Here is a 22235-nt window from a genome sequence, read left to right as displayed (position 1 = left end):
TCGTTAATCGCTTAAAATATCATTTTTATTAAACTTCCTATTGTTCCAGTCTGATTCAATAATAATTTTTTAACCTTGGTCATTCTCTTATTTTCAAGTAAATAATGTATTCCATCGCTGGTAATCGACATATCACTTAAATCATTGATGATAATCTTTTCATTGCCCCAAACTTTTTGAAAAGCCAATCCTTGAATTAATTTTTCATCCTTCATCATAGATAGAATTCTATTTAAATAGCCATCATCAATATTAGTGACAGCTTTTTTAAATATATTGATGTCGAATACTTGCTTGCCTTTAAAAATAGCATACAGATATAAAAGAACTTTAAAGGCTAGAACATCATAATCGTCTTTAGACATATTAATACACTTCTATATTTAATTTAGGCAATAATTGCCTCAAAGATTTTCCATCAAAAATTTTGTCGTTAACTAATAAATCTTTGTCTTTATAATCTCTATAAAAATCGCCATACCAAAGAGTGAAAGTAGGGATATAATTTTTTACTTCGGTTTCAATACCACAGTCTTTTTTATTTACTTGAAAATAAAAATCTAAAGAATAATCGTCAAGGTAATCTTTTAATTGTTGTAGTTTCATAATATATCCTTATTCTCCTTTCTCTCTTCTTCAGTCAATTCCCGTGTGTTTTTAGAAATGAAATTTCCTTTATTATCAAAAACATAATCATGTGCATGCTCTCCGTGCTTACCGTAGTCATGATGCTTTTGGTTTCCATGATTTGTAGTATGGATATCTAAATTCATTATACCATGTTCATCATAAAATCTTCTTTTATCAATGATTCCATTTTTATTTTTATGATCCAAAATAGACAAAGGCTCACCAGTCTTAGGCATACTATGATCTGAAGAAATTTTGTAATGTTCCCGCCTTAAAGCGTTAATCTTATCTTCTGGACTATTACCTTCAGCATTTTCATACATCTTTAGATATTTATCTGGATCATATCCTTCAACAGTGTCCTTTTCGCTAAACCTAATTTGAAAATTACAATCACAGTTGGCATGAATGTGTTCAGCATGATTACCCTTTAATACTTTCTTCGAAGCATTTTGCCAACCACGGCTTGCTAAGGTCAAACAAAAAGCACAAGTTTCTCCGCTTGGAATCCAAGCCCACTGTGCTTTGTCTCTTATTGCATTTTTTAAAGTAGTATCTGCAGCTGTTCGTTTTACTAATCGGTTTACCATTCTAGGAGTTTCCCTAGGATTTTTTAAAGTTCCATAAACACCCTTTTGAACATCTTCATAAGAAGCTAATTCTGCTGGTTCAGCACTTGGGACACTTACACCGCTAGCCTTAGCCGTCTTGTCATACATTCTACATGCTAACTCTGCTGCAGCACTACCATAATGTTGAGTTAATGAATATGCGTAATCAATCATTGCTTGACTATCTGCTGGCCAATTAGCCTTCATAAAATCGTCCATAGCTTTTTCAGCTTTAGCATTAATCTGATGCAATTTTTCACGATATTCTGACCAAGCTGCATAACTAACTCTCATCTTCTACACCTTTATCAGTAATTGCTTGGTCTGGTTCATTTTCTTCTACCTGAGAGGCTTCTTCGGCGTTTATGGTGAATTCCTCATTAAGTACATTTGCGCCTTCTGCTCGCAATTCCTGAGCTTTAATACGCCTAATATCAGCCTGGTCAAAGCCAATCATTTCCATAAAGACATCTGTTTGAGCAAAATTCTTTCTCGCACTAGCAATTTTTATTGCTGCATCTGCAGTAACAGACACACTAGGCATTGCCGGGTTCTTGAAATGGGCAACTACATTAGTCTGTTCTTCGCTTAACTTATCTAAAGTAGTATTTAACTGCATCGCTTGAGCCATCATAGCAATATTTTTTAATGCATTAGCATTACCAGCGTTTAATTGCTCCGCTAACAAGACTAAAGTTTGTGACTGAGCTAAAATAGCATCACTTGAAGTTGGATTAGCATCATTAACTACACCTGTGTCAGTAACAGTTAAACCTGTTGCCGCACTAAATTGTGTAGCTAAAGCTCGAAGCATTTGAATATGAGGTTCAATATTACCTTGAGCCAATTGACCAAACTCAGGATTTTCTCCAGTTTCTGGATTAGAAGTTGAAGTTAAGATAGAACCTACATATTGCTTAAACTTATCACTAATAATAGCGTCATACTGCTCATCAGATACACCTAATAAATACTTTTGTGGTGTGGTATCAAATTCTAAGGCAATTGAAGCATTGGCTATAGTACGAATATACCCATCAATTAGGCTCCTAATAGGCTTTTTTAACCTTGATCGTCCAAACGGCTTGTTCGATGTTGCATCCCAAGTCATGGCTTCCATTAAAGGACGCCCCATTTTGTGACTATACTCTGTAGCAAACCAATCTGAAGCTCCAAATGGTCTTTCTAACACCCATGTAGCTGAATCAGTGTATAAGTTAATCATTGAGGGACGCCAAGTACCTTTCTGAGTTTCATCTGGAACACTATCCATAATGGCTAATCCAGCTTGAAGGCGATTATTTTCACCATCCCATAATCCACTTGCCTCTAAGGGACTATGAAAGCGAATTGAAACTTTATCACCGTTCATTGCTAAAGTCGCAAATGAACTTCCAAATTTCAATTCATCTCTTGTTGCCTTTTGATATTCATAAACCAGTTGATTATCTTGAACAATTTTATTAATTAAATCATTTTCTGCACCATTTTGGTCAACAAATCCATCAAACTTAGACCTTGCAGCAAGAACATCAACACATTTTTGTCCCCAAGAACAGCCAACTGTTAAGTTCCTAAGTCCTCTAGGTAAAGCAATATCTAAATTTACTTCCTGAACAGTCACATGACCCTCATAATACCTAATTTTTTGACGATTCTTAGAATTATGAGCATTAAGAATATCTATCAATTCTCGCACTAGGCTTTGTTCATATGTTGGCAAGTTTTTAACCAGTCCCATCGTTAACATTAACCTATCCTCATCTTTCTTTTTGGATTTCGCTTACTGTGTTTTGCACCCCATAAAGCAAGGGAACATGCTTCAATTGGTCCCGATTGATCGCCACCAAAGCCAAAACCTCCAGCTATTTTTCTCTTAGTTGCAGTAATTGCAGATTGATTAAGCATTTCTTGACCTTGATACCAAGTCAACTTATTTTCATTGATTGAATTTATTAATAAACTTGCACAATCAATCATTTCTGTAGCGCTAGGACGAACAATAGAGGTTTTAGCTCGCCAAATAGGCTTAATACGATCAATTAAAATGTCTACACCGTTTTTTCCATCAATGACTACACAAGAAGCTTTAGTATATCTATCACTTAGCCAATCAACTAACCATGTCAAGCCAATTGAAGTAGGTTCTTCTTTTATAAGAGAAATCCTGGCTTTGCCATTTTTAGGAATTACCGCGCCACACAAGCTAACTCTTGAACCATCAAGACTAAATTTAATTCCGTAAGCTGTTTTTCCCTCTGGCTTTGTGGAATCAGACACACAAGCTTGCCACTTTTCAGGATCAATAGCCAAATCAGAGTTAAATATTTCGTCAAGATTGATAAAGCCCAAGTGTTCCCTTGCAAACATATCAGGAGCCATTGAAATGCTGTCTTTATCTAGTGCTGATTCAAGTAATTGAAATCCAAGTGAAGGATTAGTTCTATACCATCTTTTCTTATCTAAAGGATCGCCTACTTGTTCTACTGACCATTGGTGTAAGCACATTCCCGGTTTAGGATTATCGTGCAGCATTTTGATTGAATTACTAAAGATAAAGCCTTTGTGCACAGCTTCGGGTGTTGGTGGTGTCCCCATTAAAATTGTTTGTGGACTACCACTTGGTGCTGCAGAATTTAGCGGGCTTAAAGCGGCATCTTGAGCTTCAGTATAAGATTGAGCCTCATCAATAACTACTAAGTCGAAAGTACCACCACGCCCCATATCAGAATTACTACCACGAGTACGAAATTCAATATGACCACCATTCACTAAATCTAAGACCATTTGCCCTGCGCTAACTGTATAGTGGTCAACTAATGCATTCAATTCAGGATATTCGGCAAAAGGATCATTTTTGCAAGTACCAAACTTCTTACGCAACCTATCAAATGCTTTTTTAGCAGTTTGAAATTCTTGAGCAGTATGTAATATTTGTTCACCGCGCTTTACAAGTCCCCAAGTTTCGCGGGGATCAGACACACCAGTTTTTCCGTTTTGTCTTGGTACCTCAAGAATACAGTAGCTATTTAATAAAGCCCCGTATTCATTGGTAGCAAGCCAATCCTGCAAAACCATTTTTTGCCAGGGATGCGGTTTTAAATCATATGCAGCAGAAAGGGCGGCCGCTTGGTCGCCCTCTGTTTGACTATATTTAGCTGTATATCTAAAGGTTGGTTGTTGATTACCCCTTCTAACCATTGGCTTCACCTAAAATTTTCATTAATGGTGTATCTTTAGTTGACTTACTATCTTGAGCTTCTAAAGACTTTAGTCTATCTACCGATTCAAGTAACCCTGTAGCTAGTGGTTTAATGTCACGGCCTGAGTCAGTCATGTCTAAGACTTTTGCATATTTAACAATTAACGCCTTAGTCATTTCAATTTCTCCACCTTTACGCCAAGCTTGTTCAATACTCATCGGTATTGTGGATTTTGGCTGTTTGTTTTTTGGCATTCTACCACCTCCTATTGTGGATTTTAATTTTAAGAGTGTAGGCGCTGGACGGGGCTGGTCGCCGTTAATGCGGGGCCGGGGTATCTCCCCACCTAAGATTACCAATCGCCGTCAGAAACGTTTATATTCATTCTCAAGACATTTTTATTTTGACTGTAACCATCTGTAAGCTCATTCAATGTTTTATTCGATTTAAACGCATTGCAACAATAATGACTTGCTTGAAGATTATTCCAATCTTCAGCTGCTTCACGCTTCGAACTATAACCAAACTCTTTCCATCTTGAGATTGGTTTAATCTCATCAATCACGAAGCTTAATGGATGCTTGCTATCGCTTGGTTCATCATAATGAATTGGTCCAAGCTTTCCTTTACAAATTCCACAAGGAAGTTGCATTATCTTCATTCGTTCACGATTGCGACGACGAAGCGAACCATTTGCATATCTAGGATTTATCATCATTATCACCAACATAATTAAACCTATACTATCTGCTGCGATGCCTATATATGACAACTAGGATAGGGGTACTATAAAACTCTAAACCTACGGTCTACATGTGTCATCTACCTTCAATCTATAGGCAGATATCTTTTAAATCCCCCGGGGTATTTAAAGACTAACACTCATATCTCTATGCCCCCTAGGGCATAATAAAAAGCCAGCTGTTAGCTGACTTTATTACTTAACCTTGTTCTTGTAACTTTTTTAATGCATTAGATGCGACTAAAGAAACGTTTACTTTGTTTTCTGTTGCCCAATCAGATAAATATTCAGGAACTGTAATATTTCTCCTGACTTTCTTACCATATTTTTCATAGAATCTTGAAAGATCAACTTGAATATATGCGATCCTTTCACCTTCATCTAAATGCCAATTAGATGGGTTTTGAGGTTTTTCAATATGCTTTTTAACTACAAACCAGTCAGCAATATCGTATGATGCCTCATCAACAGCTTCTTCTAAAGTTTCACCTTCGGCTACCATTCCTTGAACGTTTGGCGAAGTAATCACAAAATAATGTTCATCGTCATTATATTCTTTAACAATGACTGGATATAAAACTTGTCGTCTCATAATATCTTGAATACGCCAAAAGCGCGTTACTCTGAACGTGCTTCTTCAATTAAATCAGCCTGCTTTAAAATTCCATCCTGAGTTCCCTTACGCAATTCCTTACCTTTATGCATTGGTACCTCTGTATATCTACCTGTTTCATGATTGATAAGTTTGATATGACTAGTACCATGCCTTGTATATCTACTTATTTCTACAAACCCATGTTTCTTAAGGAATCTAAGCATTTTAGCAGGTTTCCACGGCATACTCTTAACCTCCTTCCTACATACATTATACACATTTAATGCGCATAAGTGAAGGGGATTTATTTTATATTTGTTCAGGGGGATGCCTATTCCAATAGTTTAAAGTCATCTCGGACCTATAAGGTATATCGGAATTGAACCGATGAGAGTAAGCACTGCGCCATGCTTCAATACTCAGCTACGATTATTATAGCCTCAGCTCACCAACGGCTGACTATACCTTACATCACTTGAAGCAATAACAGAAGAATAATAAATTTGCTTTTGCCCGCATTGCAGGCAATGCACGCACCGGGTTACGCTCCCAGTCTACTACAGCTTCAACGGCGGTGATGTGCTAACTAATTACACTATACGTGCGGTTTGTGCTAGTTACTAGCACAATTGCCATAGCCGGAATCGAACCGACCTACGGACCACCTATGGCAACCAGTCAATAAAAGGAGATTCAACTAATGAACATAAATTGTTACTACCGGTTTGGATAGGACTTTTTCTAAAAATCCTACAATACTATTATTGCATGAAGTATAAGCATTGAAGTATCCAGTTTGTATCTATTTTGTATCCCCAAAGTTTCTTTTATAAGCATGCAGATCAATGATAGGTTCGCAATTGTGCCTCCTCTGCCAGTAATCAAACCCATCTGCAAACTCAAACATTGCTTTTTTTCTTAAAAATCCTAAGCGTTTGTGATTACAAAAAAGAATATTTTCAACTTCGAACCAAGTCTTGTGATTTATAAAAAGTTCAATCAATATAACTCGCGAATCGTATGAACAATGTAAGATCGTATCTTTCACAGCATCAACCATAGCACCAGCATCTAAACCGCGAATCATAGTGTCTTCACGACTATTGCTGCCAGTACTATGAATTGGAGCTTTACTGATTTGAGGTGATTTTAAATCAGTTAGATTCTTCCCACTCATTAAAACTAAACGATCTAAATCGTACTCAAAGAAATCTGACACATTTTGTAATGTACGTGCTCTATTTAACTCTGGGAATAACAAACTCATTTAATTTCACTCCAAATCTAACTAATATCCGTATCCAACTAAATCTTCAGATATGATCTTTAAAGCATCCTCTTTACTTCTAGCAATACCGTGAATTACTCCATGAGATTGTAAAAATTCATGAAACCTAATCTGATCGTCACGGATACGACCACTTACATTCTTTACTTCAATAAAAAATATTTTATTATCTGACCACCTAAAACCTTCTAAATCGGGGAACCCTTTAGGCAATCCGGTATCAAACCAGCGACCATCCTGCATTTTTACCTTACCGACATTCGTACGAAAGACACTGCAGCCACTCTGAGATAATGCTAACTGAATTTCTTTCTGTATTGTATGCTCAGACTTATTCTTCATCACTAGCCTCAACCTGTGGAAGCAATTCAATTTGACTTGCTTCGAGCTGAATCATGATAGGACCAGCAGCGATATCATTTAAGGCATCTAATGAAATATCAGCAGTATCGACACTTAAAGTAATCGTTACCTTTTCACCGTTTGACTTGAAGTTGTTAATGTTACCATTAAATCTAATAACCTTACCGTGCATAATTTTCTCCTTAATATTTAAAATCATATTCAACAACTATAGTTGTTAAGTAGCCTTGACGACTATAGCCGTAATTTAACTTGTTAACTTTGATATTCTTTTTGTGTAAGTCTAGCCACTCATTGAATTCAGCGGCTAAATCTTCACTAGTAAGAACGTTGCGTTCGAATACTTGTATCTTCATTAAGCCTCCTCTAGTATCTCTCGTAGCTCATCCGCCCAATCAACTAAATCACTGGCGTATAATTTTGCTGCTATCTTATCGTTTTGGTCTAAGGCATCTACTAAAACAACTACATCAACTTTGATTTCATCGATGACTCTATGAGCTGCCTTAATGGTTTCGTTTTTCACGTATTACCACCATTCTTTGATATTTTCCTTTCTTGAAGACATGATACATGTCCCAAAACAAAGACTTGATTCTTATATCTGTATCACAAATGCCAGAATTCATAATAGTGCTAAAACTATCTCTAGCCATTATCTTGATGCCCTCCAGCGCTTCCGATGGCTTAATGTGGCTACTAATAAACGGCATCCAACTACTTTCATCTCGTCCGTACTTGTATCCATTAGCATGAGCTACATTTAAAGCTAAAATTCTAGCTTCTTTAATAGCTTTATTTTTATAAAAGCCATCTATTTTTAATCTTTCCTTTTTACTGACTTTTCGTTTTTGCATCACTTTCATTCTCCTTCAGATATTTATAAGCTAGAATCGCATAGCCTGCTGTGTCTAGCAGGGTATCTTGTAAAGATTCATCCCCTACATCAATATCTTTTTTAGTGATAAGGGTATGAATACGGTTGTATTTATCACTCAGCCTAATGCCGATCACAGGCAAGCCATAATCATCAACCGACTTAGTAAAGCTATCTCCATAAGCTTTATTTTTTTGCAATAAAACTTGGGCTAGTTCATCGGTGTATCTAAGAAATGGATTTTCAAGCTCTTTTGAGCTATATACTACTTTTGTTTCAGATTTAAATTCTTTCATTTTTACCTCAAATCTAATTTAGAAATTAATCTTAATGCTTCAGATAAGTCCACCATATCCAAGATTGGAGCCGGTGCCCAATTAGCGATTGGATACCAGTCACAGGGATGCATCAGAAATTGCACACTCCAGTCCAGCTCTGCATCCCAGCTAATTTTTAAAATCTTTTCGCTCTTATATCTGAGTATGTACTTATCTTTGGTAAAGCCTTTTAGAGTAAAGTTGGGGTTATACTCATGCAAGGCTAGTTTTAATTCTTCGATTGTCATATGGTTAATATCCTTCAATAGATACCGTTTTGCATCCACATTTAGGGCAAATAAAATGTTCATTGCCCAATAAATGGTATTCAAAGTAGAACGTGAAACCACACCGCAAACAAATTCCTTTTAAGTTGCAATTAGGTTTGTTAAAACCTTGTAAATAGGAAATAGATACGCCAAAGAAATCAGCTAATTTTTGCCATGTTTCTTTTTTAGGGTTTCGTTTTTCGTTTTCATATTGACTTAGTGTGTTATCACGCATCTTCAATGCCTCACCTAGTTCTCTTAAGGTAAGATTTTTCTTTTTTCGTAACTCTTTTATTCTATTGCTCACGTTTTTCACTCCAATCACCCACCACTTACCCTTGCATAAAATGCAAACTCGCTATAATTTAATTTAGTTTTCTACCGCACCAAGGACAGTTGTTAATTAGCAACTCTGAAATTTGTCTGCCGTACATTTCATTATCTGGTTCATTAATTACCAGATAGAAATCTTGCTCAGTTTTCTCAATATAAGTTAGATAGGCATCGCCACCATCTAAGTTACTAATGTAATCGTCACTCAGATATTCTTCTGAATAAAAATCACGTCCGCGGTGAGTTTTTTTGTTAATTTCACAAAATTTACACATTTTTTACCTCCTGGTTGACAGTTCCGTGACAGTAAAATGACAGTTACTGTCATGCTATTAATTCTTACTCCCTCAAGGCTTTAACAAACTTTACTGACAGTAAAACGAAATTTTTCCTATAACTTTATATAAATATTAATTACTATTACTTAATTATTATTTATAAAAGTTTATTCTAATATTACTGTCATGGTGTCAGTAACCATATAACAGTCCTACTCTCTCAATGGATTGAGTCCATGACAGTAACCGTCAGGATACTGTCAGTACTGTCATTCTTTTTTGAAGCCTCTTACTGCTTTTCCATTTTCCCATCTTCTAGCTCCAGTATCATAACCTAAATGGCTCATGTAATATCTAATATCACGAGTTTCTTTGTTATTACGGCTTAATGCATCCCTATCTGCAAAAATTTCAAATGCAAGTTTCGTGTTAGGGATAAATTCAGCACCTTTAAATTTATTTTCAAGAACATCCATAAGAGTATCTTCCAGACCAGAAGTGTAACGGAATTGATTTCTATTTTCTTTAAGTAATTCTTCCTGACCTTTAGTAAGAAGAAATGGATCCTTGGTATTTTTATAAAGGTGCACTGCTTCACCCCAAAGCTGTTGAATGTACTCATCAGTTAAATCAGTAACTGGGCTCTTTTCTTGCTTAGCCTTATTAACGAAAATTGAAATAAATCTTCTATCACCAGAACGGTCCTTTAAGTGTCGCTTTTCGTTGGTGGTTCTAGTCATCACAAACTTCTTAGCAAATCTTTCAGATTTACGAGCGTATGAGCGGCGGTATTCAAATTGTTGCATAGTGATGAACTTCTTAATTTCTTCAAAACTAGCCGCATTTGAAGCTGTCATTTCATCATCATTTACAATGACCGCATTTTTCATAACTTCGAAATCGTCCTTATTTGTGAAGCTGTTAAACTGGTCTGTGTATAAGCCAAGTGGGGCTATACTTTGCAGCAGCGTGGTTTTACCTGCACCTTGTCCACCTACTAAGTCCAAAACAAAATCAAATTTAACTTTCGGATTATAAATTTTAGCCACCACGCCCATAAAGAATAATCTGGTAATAAGAATTAAACTTTCATTTTCTTCAGCCCCCAGATAAATATGAAAGAATTTATCTAAACGTTTCTTTTTATCCCATAAGGTATAAGCTTTATTCATATAATCTTTAACCGGATTGTATTTATCCATATAAGCAACGTTTGAAATGCCTTGATCGATAATTTGATTTTTAAAAGCTGCACCTAAGTATTTATTACTAGACTCAATATAAAGTTCAACTGAGTTAGAAACTTGGTCAGTGAATTTACCTTTTGAGATTTCAATTAAGCCAAAGTCGGTTTGAATATCTGCATCCCTTACAACATCAATTTCTGCAGTGAATTCGTTATATCTGAACAAATTTTGTAAGTTCTTATCGGTTTTAAGGATTAAAACGACATTTTTAACAGAATTAGTCTTTAAAGTTCCATCACGCTTAATTTCAAAAATTGTCTTATGTGGTTGGACTTGCTTCTTGCGAAGCTTATCGGCTTTCTTCTCATCGATTTTTATTTCATCGGTCACTATTCTGCCTCCCTTCTTCTATCTTCCTTTTCAATCATGGAATTAACTGTTCTTTGAACTTCTTCAAGTGGAAGAGAACTTTCTGTTGCAGCATTAGCTAAAACGGCAAGCTTGGCTGCAACGTCCGGGTCAACGTTTCGATAAAGTAAGCCACCCACGAAAGCGGCTAGTGCATTATTTCTTCCACCTGTTGGACCTAAGCCGTTAACAATTGCTTCGAAAAGCTTAGTTGTTTGAGTTTTACCAGTCGGCTTATACTGATAACCTTCAAGCATAGTCACTGGCTTATGTTCTTTTGCCTTTTGTTCAATTAATTCCAGCAAACCGGCCGGAGCCGGTCGAATTGGTTCTTTATTTAACCACTTATATCTTTTATCTCCATTACTGCTAGGAGCCACGACAACATAGTTATTAACATGGGCTTTTAGGTCTACGCCCTCAAGCATTCCAATTTGTTGAGTTATCTCCACATCTTTCGGTTTTTGAAAGAAGAAATGATAACCATCATGTGCTGTTTTTTCAGTTAAGGTATCTTTAAACCACTCATCATGACCTAGTTCTTTGATAGCTTTCATGCCATCAACACTATTGTGACGGTCAACATCGATCACAAAAAACTTATCAGTTTTAAGTGCGATATTAGCTAGTGGATATTTAGCCCACAACTTTTTAACTTCTTCTGGCGTAAGGGCTGGTTTATTAGCGAATTTAATTAAGGGCTTCTTACCTGCACCCATTGGAATTACTGAGAAGCCATGTTGTGCGTAACTAACTGCGTAATTTACTAAGTTAACTAGCATTTTTTAACTCCTAAAAGGGAAAATCACTTCCATTAACCTCTACATTGTTCTTGCTATCTTTAAATGGGTCATTTTCACCTTCAATATCTAAAGCTCTAGGTTGTTCAGCCTTTTCAAACTCATAATTCTTGTAAGGATAGTCCGGGTTACGCTTGTTAGGTGTAGTTTTCTTAGTAAGCTTTAAAACTTTATTTTTAGCTTGAGATAAAACCGGAACGATTGCTTCATATGCATCTGTCTCATTATCATGAGCAAAGCAGCTATCAGGAATTGGAGCACCTACAGCTTCACCAATTAATTGAATTTCAGCGATTCCGCGTGCAATTACTGAATTTGGCATTGGATCACCGTTTGCTTTCTTAGTTGCCAAACTTGGGAAGACTGATTCTTTCTGCCCTTCATACTCGCCTTGCACAACCATGAAGCTAATCATCAAGAAATCCCTATCATTTTTAGCGTTGTGAGTTACCCCATCAAGCGAAACTAAATATTCACCATCTGGAATTTCCTTGTAAGGGTTGTAATCTTTGTCCTTCTTAGCATCAAAACCTGACTGCTTTAAAGTGTTAAATGCATCTAATAAACTCATTCTTATTTACTCTCTTTCTTATTCTTTAATCTTTCCATTTGTTCTTTAGTAAACATTCCGCTGCAGCTCTCAAGTAACTGCAGTACCCGGTGGTTAGTAATGTTTTCTGGTTCATACTTCGTCCTGATTGCTTTAATTTCACGGAAGTATGAAGCATTTTGACCATCACCAACTTTCTTAGTTCTAATCACTAAGTCACAATTACCGTTAACGATGTTGTAGTACTTAGTTTTTAGACTAGGTTCGAATGTAGTTACACCACTATTTTCATCAGTAATTGATATTTCGCGACTGATATAAATTACATTCATCGGCAATGCCTTAAGATCCATTACGAATTGCTGCAGCGCAGTGTTAAACATTGCATAGCCCTTACCGTAAGGAATATCACTTAAAGCTTGAACACCGGCATCAATACAAATAGCCTGTTCAATCATTACACAGATGTCATCAATTACATCAACCACCAAAGTTTGGAATTGTTGTTCCTTAGATCGCTTAGGATTCTCAACCTGAAGGGCTGTAATCACATCATCAAGTTGTTTAATTGCTGATTGCTTAAGATGTCCATTTGCATCCCTGATATTGCGAATTTGAATGCTAGGTGCTGAACCTTGTTCACTATTTCCATCAGTGTTTAAAACTAATGGGTTTGGGAAGAAACTAGCAAAGTAAGACTTCCCTGACATCGTAGCTCCCCACAAGAAAAAATTGTGTGGTTGCGTTTTTGGTTGTAATTTTTCTACTTTAGGTAAAGTAATCATCTTCTAAATATTCCCTTTCTTTTAGCCATGAAGAATGCCCAACCTTTTTTATATCCATGCAGTTCTCCATAAACTTGTAATTCTTTGAAAGATTTCAGCTCACTAACTGACTTATTAGCAACTCTTTTAGCTAAATCATCGTGCATCATCTTATCAATTACTTCTTTTCGCTTTTTGGCTTGCCTATCTTGCTCAATCTTCACTAGCTTATCGTTGGTAACTTTTACCGGGTCATGAACCTTGATAGGATTCCCACACATCGGACAACTACCATCTTTAATAGTTTTCACTTCAACTACTGCAAAACAGTAATCGCATTGTGTGATTTGCGGACCTTCTGGAGTAGAATTTTTAATTGTCTTACTCCTATCAGTGGTTTTAATTGCATTTTTCCAATCTCTATCACTATTAGGAAGTCCGAAAGTTTTCCAGTTAGCAACATGGTCAATAATAATTGCCCGTTTGCCTGGTCTAGGATTTAAGCATCGCATTGAAAACTGTAAATATAAGGCTAAGCTCTGTGTTGGTCGTGCCATGATGACACAATCAACGTCCGGCAAGTCCACACCTTCAGTAAACAAGTTAACGTTAACGAGAGCCCTAATCTTTTTACTTCTAAAGGCTTTTACAACTCGACTCCTAAGATTATCTTCAGTCGTTCCATCAAGCTCATATGCGCTTATATTAGCTTTCTTGAATTGCTTAGTAATTTCTTTGGCTGATTCAATCGAATAAGTAAAAACTACCGCTTGTTTTCCTGAAGCTAGTCGTTGATAGTTTTCGACAATGTGTCCGTAAATTTTACGGCTCACAGCGTCTTCCATAGATTGCTTAGTGTAATCACCCGTAGAGGATTTTTTAAGCTTCTTGGAATTGATATCATCGATTGAATAATAATCAAACGGTGCTAAGAATCCTTGTTCAGTTAGATCGTGGATAGATTGACCAACAATAATATCATCAGCAATTAAATCTAGTTGTTGTTTGCCTGTTCTGCGTGGAGTTGCCGTAAACATCAACACATAAGCATCAGGAAACTTCTTTAAAATTCTTTGGTAACTCTTGGCTAAAACGTGATGAGCTTCATCAACCAAAATTAAATTAGGTGGATGCGTCATCTTATCCACTCTACGAGTTAAGGTTTGAACCATACCAGCTTTTAGCAAGCGCTGATTAACCTGTTGCTCTCTAAAAGTTTTAATCGCTTGGTCTAGGACTTCTTTTCTATGAATAAGGAACATCACACGATTACTTTTTAATGTGGTTCTGCGGGCTATTTCAGCCATCACCACGGTCTTACCCGTGCGAGGTGGTGACTGGACGATGATTTTTTTATTGCCTTTTCTCATTGAATTAGTAATCTTCTTGATTAATTCAGTTTGATAGGGTCTTAATTTATACACTCTTTCCTCTCTTTCAATAACCTAGTAGCCATAGCAAAGGCACTTAATGAATTCTGATTAGCAGCTTATTGGGCGTACTCATGCAAGACTGTATCTAAGCTTTTATTGCTTTCAATAGCTTCAGTTTTAACGATAGATAATGCTAATTTCCTATTGTTTAAAGCTGCAGCTGTAACAAACTGTAAGAATTTCATTACATAATCCTTGTTTTACGGTTTTCTTTAAGATAAGCACCGGTAATTTCTTTACCCTTCTTTAAGTCTTCATAAAGCTTGGTTTTATCGACTTTTTGAATTTCTTCGAACTTGATGTAGTCAACCGGTAAATCTTTACTACTTTCAACAATTACTGAAGCCCGGTAATTTCTAGGCTTAAGTAAATGATGTTCAGTCTTGATTTCTTTCTTACCAGTGTTATCAATTGCCGCGGTTAGGTAATCCATCAACCTAGTATTTTGATTGTTGAAACGTTTCTTTACTTCTTGAAGCTGTTTGATTTTTTCAGAAAGCCAGTCAATTTTTGCGTTGTTGCTTTCGATCCAGCCCGCTACACCATCAAGCTTTTCATCTCTGGCTAAAGCTAAGCTATCTAGGGTGTCCTGAATCAATTCAGGATCTAAGTCCTTTTCTTGTACTGCTTTAATTGCAGCATTTATTTCAAAAATGTTTTTCATGTTTAAACCTCATTGAAACTGCTATAATAAATAGCGAATAATATTTTTTTGCTGAGTCTTGATATGTCGGGTATCAAGGCTCTTTTTTTGCTTTCACTTTCATCTCTTAGTCCCTTAAATTGCTAACCCAACTAGCAAGGCAATGAATACAGCAACAATTGCCCAACCCATGAAGCCGACTGCTAAGCGGTGCTCTTTTTCGTCGAGAATTTCCTGTCGGCGTTGGCTTTCTTTCAAGCGTTCACTAGCATTTCTAGTGAATGCTCCATTTACGTCTACTCCCACTTGAGTGGTTTGATTTTTGCTAAGCATAATAATTTCCTTTCAGTTAATTTGTTCACACACATTTATTCAGATTTCCAGTTAATTTCTGAGCGATGTTTTTCCATCCACTCAGCAGCTGGTTTTTCAAAGATTGTAAAGCTTCGACCCCGGCCGGGATATAAGTCCGCCACCCAATCAGGCTTAAACCTGTAAAAGATTTCACTCTTTACCCAGCTAATGCCATGTGGGTAACAATACTTTTTGGCAAATTCCCTAATTGTAATCGTCTTACCTGTAAGCTCGTCTTCAGGGACATAACCACGTTGGCGCATGATCTTGTCCACTGCTTCAGTAAGAATCGCATCGTTAACTTCCAATTTCATTTGTTTCAACTTCTTTCTAGGGCTATCTACTCCCTAAGCCACATCCTCACGTTCAATCAGTGGCAAAATATCATTATTCTTAAGCAGTTCGTATAAGCCTAAGCGACCTTTTTGAGTCCATTTAGTGTTGAGAACTGCTTTTTCAGTGCCATCTTTCTTCTTAACCATTACCGTTTCTGAATGTGTCCAACCGGTTTTTTGATATTTTGCATACAGTAGCCAAGTCTTACCTTGCTTATAAATCACACCTAACTCATGCAATGTCTTATTCATTGCTTGACCAGACATACCATAATCTTTAGCAATGATTGAAATGCTTACTAAAGATTTATCTGCTAGAACCTTGTCGTAATAAGTTGCCTTAGGTGTTAATTCATTAACCTTCTGTTCTGCAATTAAGCGTTTTTCACGTTCACTCTTTAGCTGCTTAGCCAGGTTAATGATTGTATCCGGATTAAGAAGTGCTTCTTCAATCTTTTCAGGTGTCATGTAAGCCCCGTGTTTCCTGATTGATGGTAGGACCTCGCTTGTAACCCAGTGCTTGAACTTTTTGGCGTTTGGCATTTTGCTACCAAAAATCAGAGAATATACACCCGATTCAGTGATTAAATCAACATTCATAAAGCCTGTCGCGTTTTGCGACAATTGTGAAGCTTTCACAATCTCGTTTCTTTTATCTTCTTTATCAACATGTTTAATTAATGCATCCCTTGTATTTTTGTAATCCAAAATGATTGCCACGTCTTTACCAACGAAGTAAGGTGTTTCATCAATCAAAACCGTTCTGACTTGATTACCTTCAAAGTTAAATAGTTGTAATTCTTTCATTTCTTTCTCCTTTTATCCTATTTAAATCGGATGTTTTACTTAAAAATAAAATCCATCGGAATTTGATAGATTTTTGCCATCTTTTTAGCTAAGCCTAAAGATATTTTATCTTCATCATTTTCCAGAGAAGATAATGTTTGATAGGCTATTCCTAATTTTTCAGCAGCCTCTTTAAGGGTTAGATTAGCATTAACCCTAGCCGCCTTAGCGGTTATTTTTGGCATCCTCTGCCTCCTTTTGCTTTAAACGGGCTTGCAACTTTTGCCCTTCTTTTCTAGCTTTAACTAATCTAATCCTGTAGTAGCACCATGCTACAACTAAGATAAGTGCAATAATTAAAGCTGCAATTCTAATTGCAATCATCATCATATCTTGCTATGATTAGAGCGTACACTAAGCAGGCGGTTACCCGCCTAGTGTTTTATTACTTGTTAAGCTCACGTTTGAGCTTTTTGTTTTGTAGCTCTTGGTTGATAGCTTTGGCTCTTTCAAGTCTAACCTTGTAGAAGCCGTAAGCTAAGCCAAGGGCTATTATTATGCTCTCAATCATAGCTTTCTCCTTTCCTTAGTGTTAAGGTCTTGCTTGACCTTACATGAATATATTACACCGAATTAAGTCGGACATCAAGTATTTTTTCAATTTTTTTTGAAAAAATGTTAGAATATAGATGAAATTAATTCGGAGGTAGCAAAAAAATGGGACGAAGTAATTTAACACCTAGTGAATTAAAAGCAAAAAATATCATTTCAACTAATTTAAATGAACTATTACATCAAAAAAATTTAAAAAAGGTAGACGTGCAAAGAGCAACCAATATTCCTAGAAGTACTATAAGTGATTATTTTGGTGGCAAAACTCTACCCTCTGAGGATAATCTTATTAAATTAGCTAAATTCTTCAATGTTGATAAATCTGAAATAGATCCCCGTTTTTCAACTTCTAATGAAAATAAAAAAGTTACAGATACAGACCTAGATAAAATGATTGATAATGCTCGTAGTTTTGATGGTAAGCCGATGGATGACCACGACCGCGAAGTAATCAAAAACATGTTAAAAGGATACTATATAGGTAAAGAAGGTTAACAGTTATGGATAAGCAACTGACCCAAATGCTTAAAGATCATAACTTAGAACTAAGATATGAAGATATACACGGTCCTGGCTTTTTAGTGCCGACTAATGATGATGACCCTGATTTTATAGTAGTCCCAATACACGCAACCGATGAAGAAGTTGAAAGAGTTATTCTACACGAAATTGGACATAAAGAATACGATAACGACATTAGCGGTAATTATAGTGATGTTAGTTCTGCTTGCCACCTCCATAGCGAATCTAAGGCTAATAGCTTCATGATTAAACACTTTATCAAGAAATATATCGACCTTGGTAATGATATAGAACGCGCAAACTGGTTAGACTTTTCTAAAAGCATAGGAATTAAAAATTACTGGTTAGTTCGCGAAGAACTAGCAAAGTACATGCATAGCGAATCAATTTAGTCGGACAAAATAAAAAGCACCCCGGAAAGTGCTTAGAAAATTAAAAAAATTATCTACAATACAAAAAAGGAACGATTCAATGGATTTAGAAAAACTAACTGATAATGAAGTTAATGAATTAATACATGAAGCTAAGCATTTTTTAGAAAACTTTGTACTTAGTGTTCCTCTGGGAAAATTTAAAGAAAATAGAAATGTACTAGGCGAAAGTAGCAACTTAGAATATATTTGGTTTGCCTATAGAGGAGCACTAGAGTCTAAATATTCTCTTCATATTCGCTTTAAGCAAAATAATGTGCATCTGGTTCGTCTATGCATAAACGGCTCAAATCATCATAATTACGATGGTACAATAGTAAACGGAAACCACATTCACATTTATAAATATGCTAATAATAATATTTTTGATTATGCATATCCTTTAGATGATTATATATTTAACTCAACTGATAAACTTGGAGATGCTATTCATAAGTTTCTAAATTTCGTTCATATAGGAGGCGATAACAGTGACACTCTCAAATAGTCTATTAACTGATTATCTTAGCTGGTACAAAAAAGAAGCTAAGTTTAGAGACCTTTCAGAAAATATCATTAGAATTGACGTTCCTTTTTTGGACTCATTTTCTGATGAAATAGTTATGTATGTTATTAAAAATAAAGATAATACTATTACTCTTACTGATGATGGTTGGACATTAGCTAATCTAGAGAGTAAGGGTGTTACGATTTCTAGATCAAAAAATCGCAAAAAAATATTTACTGAAAGGCTTAACGCATTCGGAATTAATGAAATAGATGAAGAGTTAACCACTACTGTTAAATATAAAGACTTCCCCTTGGCAAAAAATAGATTATTACAGGCAATTTTAGCCGTTAATGATATGTTCATGCTTTCAAAAAATAATACTAAGTCGTTATTCTTTGAAGATGTAGGCGTATTTCTGGAAGAAAATAATATTCGTGCAACACCCGATGTTTCTATTCCTGGTTCAAGTGGTATTACCTTTAACTTTGATTATTTAATTTCTGGATATAAAGATATTCCTACCCGTTTTATTAAAACAATATCTACTCCTAATAATCCTTTATTCGCCAAAGCTGCTTTAACAGATATTTTACAAACAAGAGAATTAAGAAAGAACTCGTCATTCTATGTATTTTTAAATGATAGTTCATCAGATGATAAGATAATAACCATTAAACCCGAGATTAAAGAATTACTTATTGAACAGAATATAAAACCAGTTCTATTTACCGAGCGCAATAGTGTATTAGATGAACTAGCAGCATAAGTAATAAAGTTTGGGCTGAAACTAAAAAAATAGCTTCAAAGCTAGGAAATATTTCTATACCTGTATTAGCTGACTTAGCAACCTCAATAGTTAAATCACATTTGGGATTATCTTAAACTCTGTACCGTCTACAAAACAATACCAATTTAATGGCTTGTGTCCAAGTGTTTTAGTTGCTTTTTTAATAAGTTCTAAAGGTACATCTTCAAAGTAACCACCACTTTCAACAGAAAATAGAAGTTTATTTTGACCATCTTCCTTAGTGAAATAAATAATATTTTTCAAATTTTTCATTATCAATCACCTATCTTCTATCTTAGAGTGTTTACTCTAATTATATCAGGCGCAATAGTTAAATCACATTGGGGACTATTTTAAACTTTTTGTCCAACTACTGAAGACATTAAAAGCTGAATGTTAATCAATTTTTTATATAAAGGAGGACAACGAATGAGTAAGAAGCAAGGCAAGGTAAAAAAACCAATTTATAAGCGCGTGTGGTTTTGGATTGTCATCGTTGTAATTGTAATAGCTGGTATTGGAGGCATGAACCCCGGTAGTGATTCAGATAATAGTAGTAGTGAGAAATCTTCACAAACTACCAAAAGTAGTAGCAAGAAATCATCATCTAAACCTAAAGTATCAGCCGAATATACTTCCGCTTTAAATAAAGCTAAGACTTATGCTGATGCTATGCACATGTCTAAGCGTGGTATTTATGAACAACTGACTGCCGATGCCGGCGATAAATTTCCAGCTAAAGCCGCTAAGTATGCCGTTGATAATGTTGATGCTGATTGGAACAAAAATGCTTTAAAGAGTGCTGAAACTTACTCAGACACTATGCATATGTCTAAGCAAGCTATTTACGATCAATTAATTGCTGATGCCGGTAATAAATTTACTGAATCTCAAGCTAAATATGCAATTGATAACATCAAGGCTGATTGGAATAAAAATGCTTTAAAAGCTGCTAAATCTTACCAAAAAGACCAAAGCATGTCTAAAGCAGCAATTAAACAACAATTGACTGCCAGCGCTGGAGATAAATTTACCGAAGCTCAAGCCGAATATGCAATTCAACACTTAGATAAATAATCTAAACAAAACAAAAAAACTCACCAGCTGCGCCAACAGCTAGTGAGTCAATTAAGTGACATAAATTAAACGTCCAATAGTCTTAGCAATATAAAGCATAAAAGCATTTTTATATTCGTGTTTTAAACCCGTCGATTTCGACTGGTTTTAATTAGAAGCAATTAAAAAACTGAATACTGATCAGCACTTAATTGATAAATTTAAATAAACAAAAACCCCCACTGCACCAACAGTGAGGGAACTTAAAGAGCTACGCCAATAGCTCAAATAAAAAATGTGTGTAAACAAAATTAACTGATGCAAAATCAGTACCTTTTGCTTACCCTATTTTAACAAAAATAAGGAGAATTTTAAAATGGCTTCAATAAAAAAACGAGGCGAAGTATGGCAAGCTCGTGTAACTTGGTACACTAGCGGAAAAAGAAATTATAAAAGTAAATCCGGCTTTAAAACTAAAGCAGAGGCAAAGAGATGGGCTAATAAATACGAAGTCCAAAAAGATAACCATCAAATTACTAAGTTAAATCCTGTATTTGCCGAGTATTTTAATGAGTGGGCTAAAACTTACAGAAAAATAGGGAAAACCACTACATCTATTCAAAGATACGATCAAATAGAAAAATATTTAAAAGATTATTTTGGTAAACAAAAGATCAGTACTATTACTCATAGACAATACCAAAAATTTATTAATGAATACGGCTCTAATAAGTCCAAATCTACTGTACAAAAGAACCATGGCACCATAAAAGCTTGTGTAGAAGATGCAAAAATAGACAACATAATCACTAATAACTTTACCGAAAGAACCAATTTAGTATGGAATGCTGAGTTAACCAGAAAGCAAGATTATCTTTCAGAAAATGAAGCCAAAAAATTAGAAAAGAATCTACTAACTAAGATTAACCCTAAATTCACTTCAAGATATATGATTCTTACTGCTCTTTATACAGGGATGCGTTTAGGTGAAATTATGGCTTTAAAATGGTCAGATATCAATTTTAAAGAGAAAACCATTGACATTACTAAATCATACGATTATATAAATAAAAAGCTTAAAGGACCTAAAAATGCTTCCTCGGTACGAGTAATTAGAGTGAATGATTTTCTGTTAACTTTATTAAGTGACTTACAAGAAAACAAACAGCCATTTGTTTTTGCTAACGACAAAGGTTCTGTACCCTCTCCAGCTGGGGTTAATAAAGTACTACGTAAACATTTAAAAGAGTGCGATTGTTACCGTAAAACATTTCACTTTCACAGTCTTAGACACACTCATGCTTCATTATTGCTTTTTAATGGTGTTCAGTTGTACGCTATTAGTAAGAGATTAGGTCACTCTAATATGTTAGTTACCGCTAAAATATATTCTCATATGATTGATGAATTTAAGGCGCAAGAAGATAACAAAATAGAGAATGTCTTAGATGATTTTGTGCACTAATGTGTGCACCATTTATAAAATTTATAGGATTTTATAAAGCTTTATTTTGCCAAAAAATGCCGTCATTAAGCACATCCGTTTTTATAGAATTTTATAATTTAGTCTG

Annotated in this window: 39 protein-coding genes; 6 read left to right on the top strand and 33 right to left on the bottom strand. The window is 35.4% G+C overall.

Going from position 1 to position 22235, the window contains the following annotated elements; translation table 11 throughout:
• Positions 1–11: 11 nt before the first annotated feature.
• From J2Z60_RS00825 to J2Z60_RS10980, 32 genes are all read right to left on the bottom strand, one after another.
• The gene (locus J2Z60_RS00825; RefSeq protein ID WP_209685416.1) at positions 12–365 is read right to left on the bottom strand and encodes a YjcQ family protein; all 354 of its coding nucleotides are present in this window, start codon (positions 363–365) and stop codon (positions 12–14) included.
• 1 nt (position 366) lies between these two features.
• Positions 367–606 (bottom strand): hypothetical protein, encoded by a 240-nt coding sequence (locus tag J2Z60_RS00820; RefSeq protein ID WP_209685413.1) that lies wholly within the window; start codon positions 604–606, stop codon positions 367–369.
• Positions 603–1535 carry a VG15 protein gene (locus tag J2Z60_RS00815; protein WP_209685411.1) on the bottom strand — a complete coding sequence of 311 codons (933 nt, stop codon included), beginning with the start codon at positions 1533–1535 and terminating at the stop codon, positions 603–605. The genes J2Z60_RS00820 and J2Z60_RS00815 overlap by 4 nt, the downstream gene beginning before the upstream one ends.
• Positions 1525–2991, bottom strand: a complete 1467-nt coding sequence (locus tag J2Z60_RS00810; protein ID WP_209685409.1) for a phage portal protein — start codon at positions 2989–2991, stop codon at positions 1525–1527. Before J2Z60_RS00810 ends, J2Z60_RS00815 begins: the two co-directional genes overlap by 11 nt.
• Entirely contained in the window at positions 2991–4442 is a 1452-nt protein-coding gene (locus tag J2Z60_RS00805) for a hypothetical protein (protein WP_209685406.1), read from the bottom strand. The genes J2Z60_RS00810 and J2Z60_RS00805 overlap by 1 nt, the downstream gene beginning before the upstream one ends.
• Positions 4435–4698: a hypothetical protein gene (locus tag J2Z60_RS00800; protein ID WP_209685404.1), complete on the bottom strand. Its 264-nt coding sequence runs from the start codon at positions 4696–4698 to the stop codon at positions 4435–4437. Before J2Z60_RS00800 ends, J2Z60_RS00805 begins: the two co-directional genes overlap by 8 nt.
• A gap of 98 nt (positions 4699–4796) precedes the next feature.
• Entirely contained in the window at positions 4797–5162 is a 366-nt protein-coding gene (locus J2Z60_RS00795) for a hypothetical protein (RefSeq protein ID WP_209685402.1), read from the bottom strand.
• Between the two features lie 223 nt (positions 5163–5385).
• Positions 5386–5778: a type II toxin-antitoxin system HicB family antitoxin gene (locus tag J2Z60_RS00790; protein WP_209685400.1), complete on the bottom strand. Its 393-nt coding sequence runs from the start codon at positions 5776–5778 to the stop codon at positions 5386–5388.
• Positions 5779–5804: 26 nt separating this feature from the next.
• Positions 5805–6026: a type II toxin-antitoxin system HicA family toxin gene (locus J2Z60_RS00785; protein WP_209685397.1), complete on the bottom strand. Its 222-nt coding sequence runs from the start codon at positions 6024–6026 to the stop codon at positions 5805–5807.
• 557 nt (positions 6027–6583) lie between these two features.
• The gene (locus J2Z60_RS00780) at positions 6584–7048 is read right to left on the bottom strand and encodes an ArpU family phage packaging/lysis transcriptional regulator (protein ID WP_209685395.1); all 465 of its coding nucleotides are present in this window, start codon (positions 7046–7048) and stop codon (positions 6584–6586) included.
• Positions 7049–7069: 21 nt separating this feature from the next.
• A complete protein-coding gene (locus J2Z60_RS00775; RefSeq protein WP_209685393.1) occupies positions 7070–7411 on the bottom strand; it encodes a VRR-NUC domain-containing protein in 342 nt (113 codons plus the stop codon).
• Positions 7401–7604: a hypothetical protein gene (locus J2Z60_RS00770; RefSeq protein ID WP_209685391.1), complete on the bottom strand. Its 204-nt coding sequence runs from the start codon at positions 7602–7604 to the stop codon at positions 7401–7403. The genes J2Z60_RS00775 and J2Z60_RS00770 overlap by 11 nt, the downstream gene beginning before the upstream one ends.
• A 10-nt stretch (positions 7605–7614) precedes the next feature.
• Positions 7615–7788 carry a hypothetical protein gene (locus J2Z60_RS00765; RefSeq protein WP_209685389.1) on the bottom strand — a complete coding sequence of 58 codons (174 nt, stop codon included), beginning with the start codon at positions 7786–7788 and terminating at the stop codon, positions 7615–7617.
• Positions 7788–7958 (bottom strand): hypothetical protein, encoded by a 171-nt coding sequence (locus tag J2Z60_RS00760; protein WP_209685387.1) that lies wholly within the window; start codon positions 7956–7958, stop codon positions 7788–7790. Before J2Z60_RS00760 ends, J2Z60_RS00765 begins: the two co-directional genes overlap by 1 nt.
• Complete coding sequence (locus tag J2Z60_RS00755; protein WP_209685385.1) at positions 7939–8289, bottom strand: hypothetical protein; 351 nt, start codon at positions 8287–8289, stop codon at positions 7939–7941. Before J2Z60_RS00755 ends, J2Z60_RS00760 begins: the two co-directional genes overlap by 20 nt.
• Positions 8267–8605 carry a nucleotide modification associated domain-containing protein gene (locus tag J2Z60_RS00750; protein WP_209685383.1) on the bottom strand — a complete coding sequence of 113 codons (339 nt, stop codon included), beginning with the start codon at positions 8603–8605 and terminating at the stop codon, positions 8267–8269. The genes J2Z60_RS00755 and J2Z60_RS00750 overlap by 23 nt, the downstream gene beginning before the upstream one ends.
• A gap of 2 nt (positions 8606–8607) precedes the next feature.
• Positions 8608–8874, bottom strand: coding sequence for a hypothetical protein (locus J2Z60_RS00745; RefSeq protein WP_209685380.1), 267 nt, complete (start codon positions 8872–8874; stop codon positions 8608–8610).
• Between the two features lie 4 nt (positions 8875–8878).
• Positions 8879–9202: a helix-turn-helix domain-containing protein gene (locus J2Z60_RS00740; RefSeq protein WP_209685379.1), complete on the bottom strand. Its 324-nt coding sequence runs from the start codon at positions 9200–9202 to the stop codon at positions 8879–8881.
• 58 nt (positions 9203–9260) lie between these two features.
• Positions 9261–9503 carry a hypothetical protein gene (locus J2Z60_RS00735; RefSeq protein ID WP_209685376.1) on the bottom strand — a complete coding sequence of 81 codons (243 nt, stop codon included), beginning with the start codon at positions 9501–9503 and terminating at the stop codon, positions 9261–9263.
• A gap of 272 nt (positions 9504–9775) precedes the next feature.
• A complete protein-coding gene (locus J2Z60_RS00730; protein WP_209685374.1) occupies positions 9776–11083 on the bottom strand; it encodes a VapE domain-containing protein in 1308 nt (435 codons plus the stop codon).
• The gene (locus tag J2Z60_RS00725; protein WP_209685372.1) at positions 11083–11883 is read right to left on the bottom strand and encodes a bifunctional DNA primase/polymerase; all 801 of its coding nucleotides are present in this window, start codon (positions 11881–11883) and stop codon (positions 11083–11085) included. Before J2Z60_RS00725 ends, J2Z60_RS00730 begins: the two co-directional genes overlap by 1 nt.
• Positions 11884–11893: 10 nt before the next feature.
• Positions 11894–12472, bottom strand: a complete 579-nt coding sequence (locus J2Z60_RS00720; RefSeq protein WP_209685369.1) for a single-stranded DNA-binding protein — start codon at positions 12470–12472, stop codon at positions 11894–11896.
• 2 nt (positions 12473–12474) lie between these two features.
• The gene (locus tag J2Z60_RS00715) at positions 12475–13236 is read right to left on the bottom strand and encodes an AAA family ATPase (protein WP_209685367.1); all 762 of its coding nucleotides are present in this window, start codon (positions 13234–13236) and stop codon (positions 12475–12477) included.
• Positions 13233–14639 (bottom strand): DEAD/DEAH box helicase, encoded by a 1407-nt coding sequence (locus J2Z60_RS00710; RefSeq protein ID WP_209685365.1) that lies wholly within the window; start codon positions 14637–14639, stop codon positions 13233–13235. Before J2Z60_RS00710 ends, J2Z60_RS00715 begins: the two co-directional genes overlap by 4 nt.
• 65 nt (positions 14640–14704) lie before the next feature.
• Positions 14705–14833, bottom strand: a complete 129-nt coding sequence (locus J2Z60_RS10985) for a hypothetical protein (RefSeq protein WP_281063405.1) — start codon at positions 14831–14833, stop codon at positions 14705–14707.
• The gene (locus J2Z60_RS00705) at positions 14833–15312 is read right to left on the bottom strand and encodes a siphovirus Gp157 family protein (RefSeq protein ID WP_209685363.1); all 480 of its coding nucleotides are present in this window, start codon (positions 15310–15312) and stop codon (positions 14833–14835) included. Before J2Z60_RS00705 ends, J2Z60_RS10985 begins: the two co-directional genes overlap by 1 nt.
• A gap of 114 nt (positions 15313–15426) precedes the next feature.
• On the bottom strand, positions 15427–15624 hold the full coding sequence (locus J2Z60_RS00700) for a hypothetical protein (RefSeq protein ID WP_209685361.1): 198 nt from the start codon (positions 15622–15624) through the stop codon (positions 15427–15429).
• Positions 15625–15659: 35 nt separating this feature from the next.
• Positions 15660–15959, bottom strand: a complete 300-nt coding sequence (locus J2Z60_RS00695) for a hypothetical protein (RefSeq protein WP_209685359.1) — start codon at positions 15957–15959, stop codon at positions 15660–15662.
• 33 nt (positions 15960–15992) lie between these two features.
• Positions 15993–16787 carry a phage antirepressor gene (locus J2Z60_RS00690; RefSeq protein ID WP_209685357.1) on the bottom strand — a complete coding sequence of 265 codons (795 nt, stop codon included), beginning with the start codon at positions 16785–16787 and terminating at the stop codon, positions 15993–15995.
• Between the two features lie 35 nt (positions 16788–16822).
• A complete protein-coding gene (locus J2Z60_RS00685; protein WP_209685355.1) occupies positions 16823–17011 on the bottom strand; it encodes a helix-turn-helix domain-containing protein in 189 nt (62 codons plus the stop codon).
• Positions 16992–17150 (bottom strand): hypothetical protein, encoded by a 159-nt coding sequence (locus J2Z60_RS00680; RefSeq protein ID WP_209685353.1) that lies wholly within the window; start codon positions 17148–17150, stop codon positions 16992–16994. The genes J2Z60_RS00685 and J2Z60_RS00680 overlap by 20 nt, the downstream gene beginning before the upstream one ends.
• 61 nt (positions 17151–17211) lie before the next feature.
• Entirely contained in the window at positions 17212–17337 is a 126-nt protein-coding gene (locus J2Z60_RS10980) for a hypothetical protein (RefSeq protein ID WP_281063404.1), read from the bottom strand.
• A gap of 146 nt (positions 17338–17483) precedes the next feature.
• Between J2Z60_RS10980 and J2Z60_RS00675 the strand changes: the two genes are divergently transcribed.
• The 4 genes from J2Z60_RS00675 to J2Z60_RS00660 all read left to right on the top strand — a co-directional run bounded on the left by J2Z60_RS00675 (position 17484) and on the right by J2Z60_RS00660 (position 19587).
• Positions 17484–17873 (top strand): helix-turn-helix domain-containing protein, encoded by a 390-nt coding sequence (locus J2Z60_RS00675; protein WP_209685351.1) that lies wholly within the window; start codon positions 17484–17486, stop codon positions 17871–17873.
• A gap of 5 nt (positions 17874–17878) precedes the next feature.
• Entirely contained in the window at positions 17879–18292 is a 414-nt protein-coding gene (locus tag J2Z60_RS00670; RefSeq protein WP_209685349.1) for an ImmA/IrrE family metallo-endopeptidase, read from the top strand.
• Between the two features lie 79 nt (positions 18293–18371).
• Complete coding sequence (locus J2Z60_RS00665) at positions 18372–18818, top strand: DUF6978 family protein (RefSeq protein ID WP_209685346.1); 447 nt, start codon at positions 18372–18374, stop codon at positions 18816–18818.
• Positions 18802–19587, top strand: coding sequence for a DUF1828 domain-containing protein (locus J2Z60_RS00660; RefSeq protein WP_209685344.1), 786 nt, complete (start codon positions 18802–18804; stop codon positions 19585–19587). Before J2Z60_RS00665 ends, J2Z60_RS00660 begins: the two co-directional genes overlap by 17 nt.
• A 90-nt stretch (positions 19588–19677) precedes the next feature.
• On the opposite strand, the gene J2Z60_RS00655 is transcribed toward J2Z60_RS00660, so the two are convergent.
• Positions 19678–19881 (bottom strand): hypothetical protein, encoded by a 204-nt coding sequence (locus tag J2Z60_RS00655; protein WP_209685341.1) that lies wholly within the window; start codon positions 19879–19881, stop codon positions 19678–19680.
• A gap of 156 nt (positions 19882–20037) precedes the next feature.
• Here J2Z60_RS00655 and J2Z60_RS00650 point away from each other — a divergent pair, with 156 nt between their 5' ends.
• Together J2Z60_RS00650 and J2Z60_RS00645 are read left to right on the top strand one after the other, a co-directional pair.
• On the top strand, positions 20038–20685 hold the full coding sequence (locus J2Z60_RS00650; RefSeq protein ID WP_209685339.1) for an Ltp family lipoprotein: 648 nt from the start codon (positions 20038–20040) through the stop codon (positions 20683–20685).
• Between the two features lie 355 nt (positions 20686–21040).
• Positions 21041–22129: a site-specific integrase gene (locus J2Z60_RS00645; protein ID WP_209685337.1), complete on the top strand. Its 1089-nt coding sequence runs from the start codon at positions 21041–21043 to the stop codon at positions 22127–22129.
• The last annotated feature ends 106 nt before the right edge of the window (positions 22130–22235 follow it).

The organism is Lactobacillus colini (assembly GCF_017874575.1).
In the GTDB taxonomy this organism is placed as follows: Bacteria; Bacillota; Bacilli; order Lactobacillales; family Lactobacillaceae; genus Lactobacillus; species Lactobacillus colini.
This window is presented reverse-complemented; position numbering and strand designations above follow the sequence as displayed.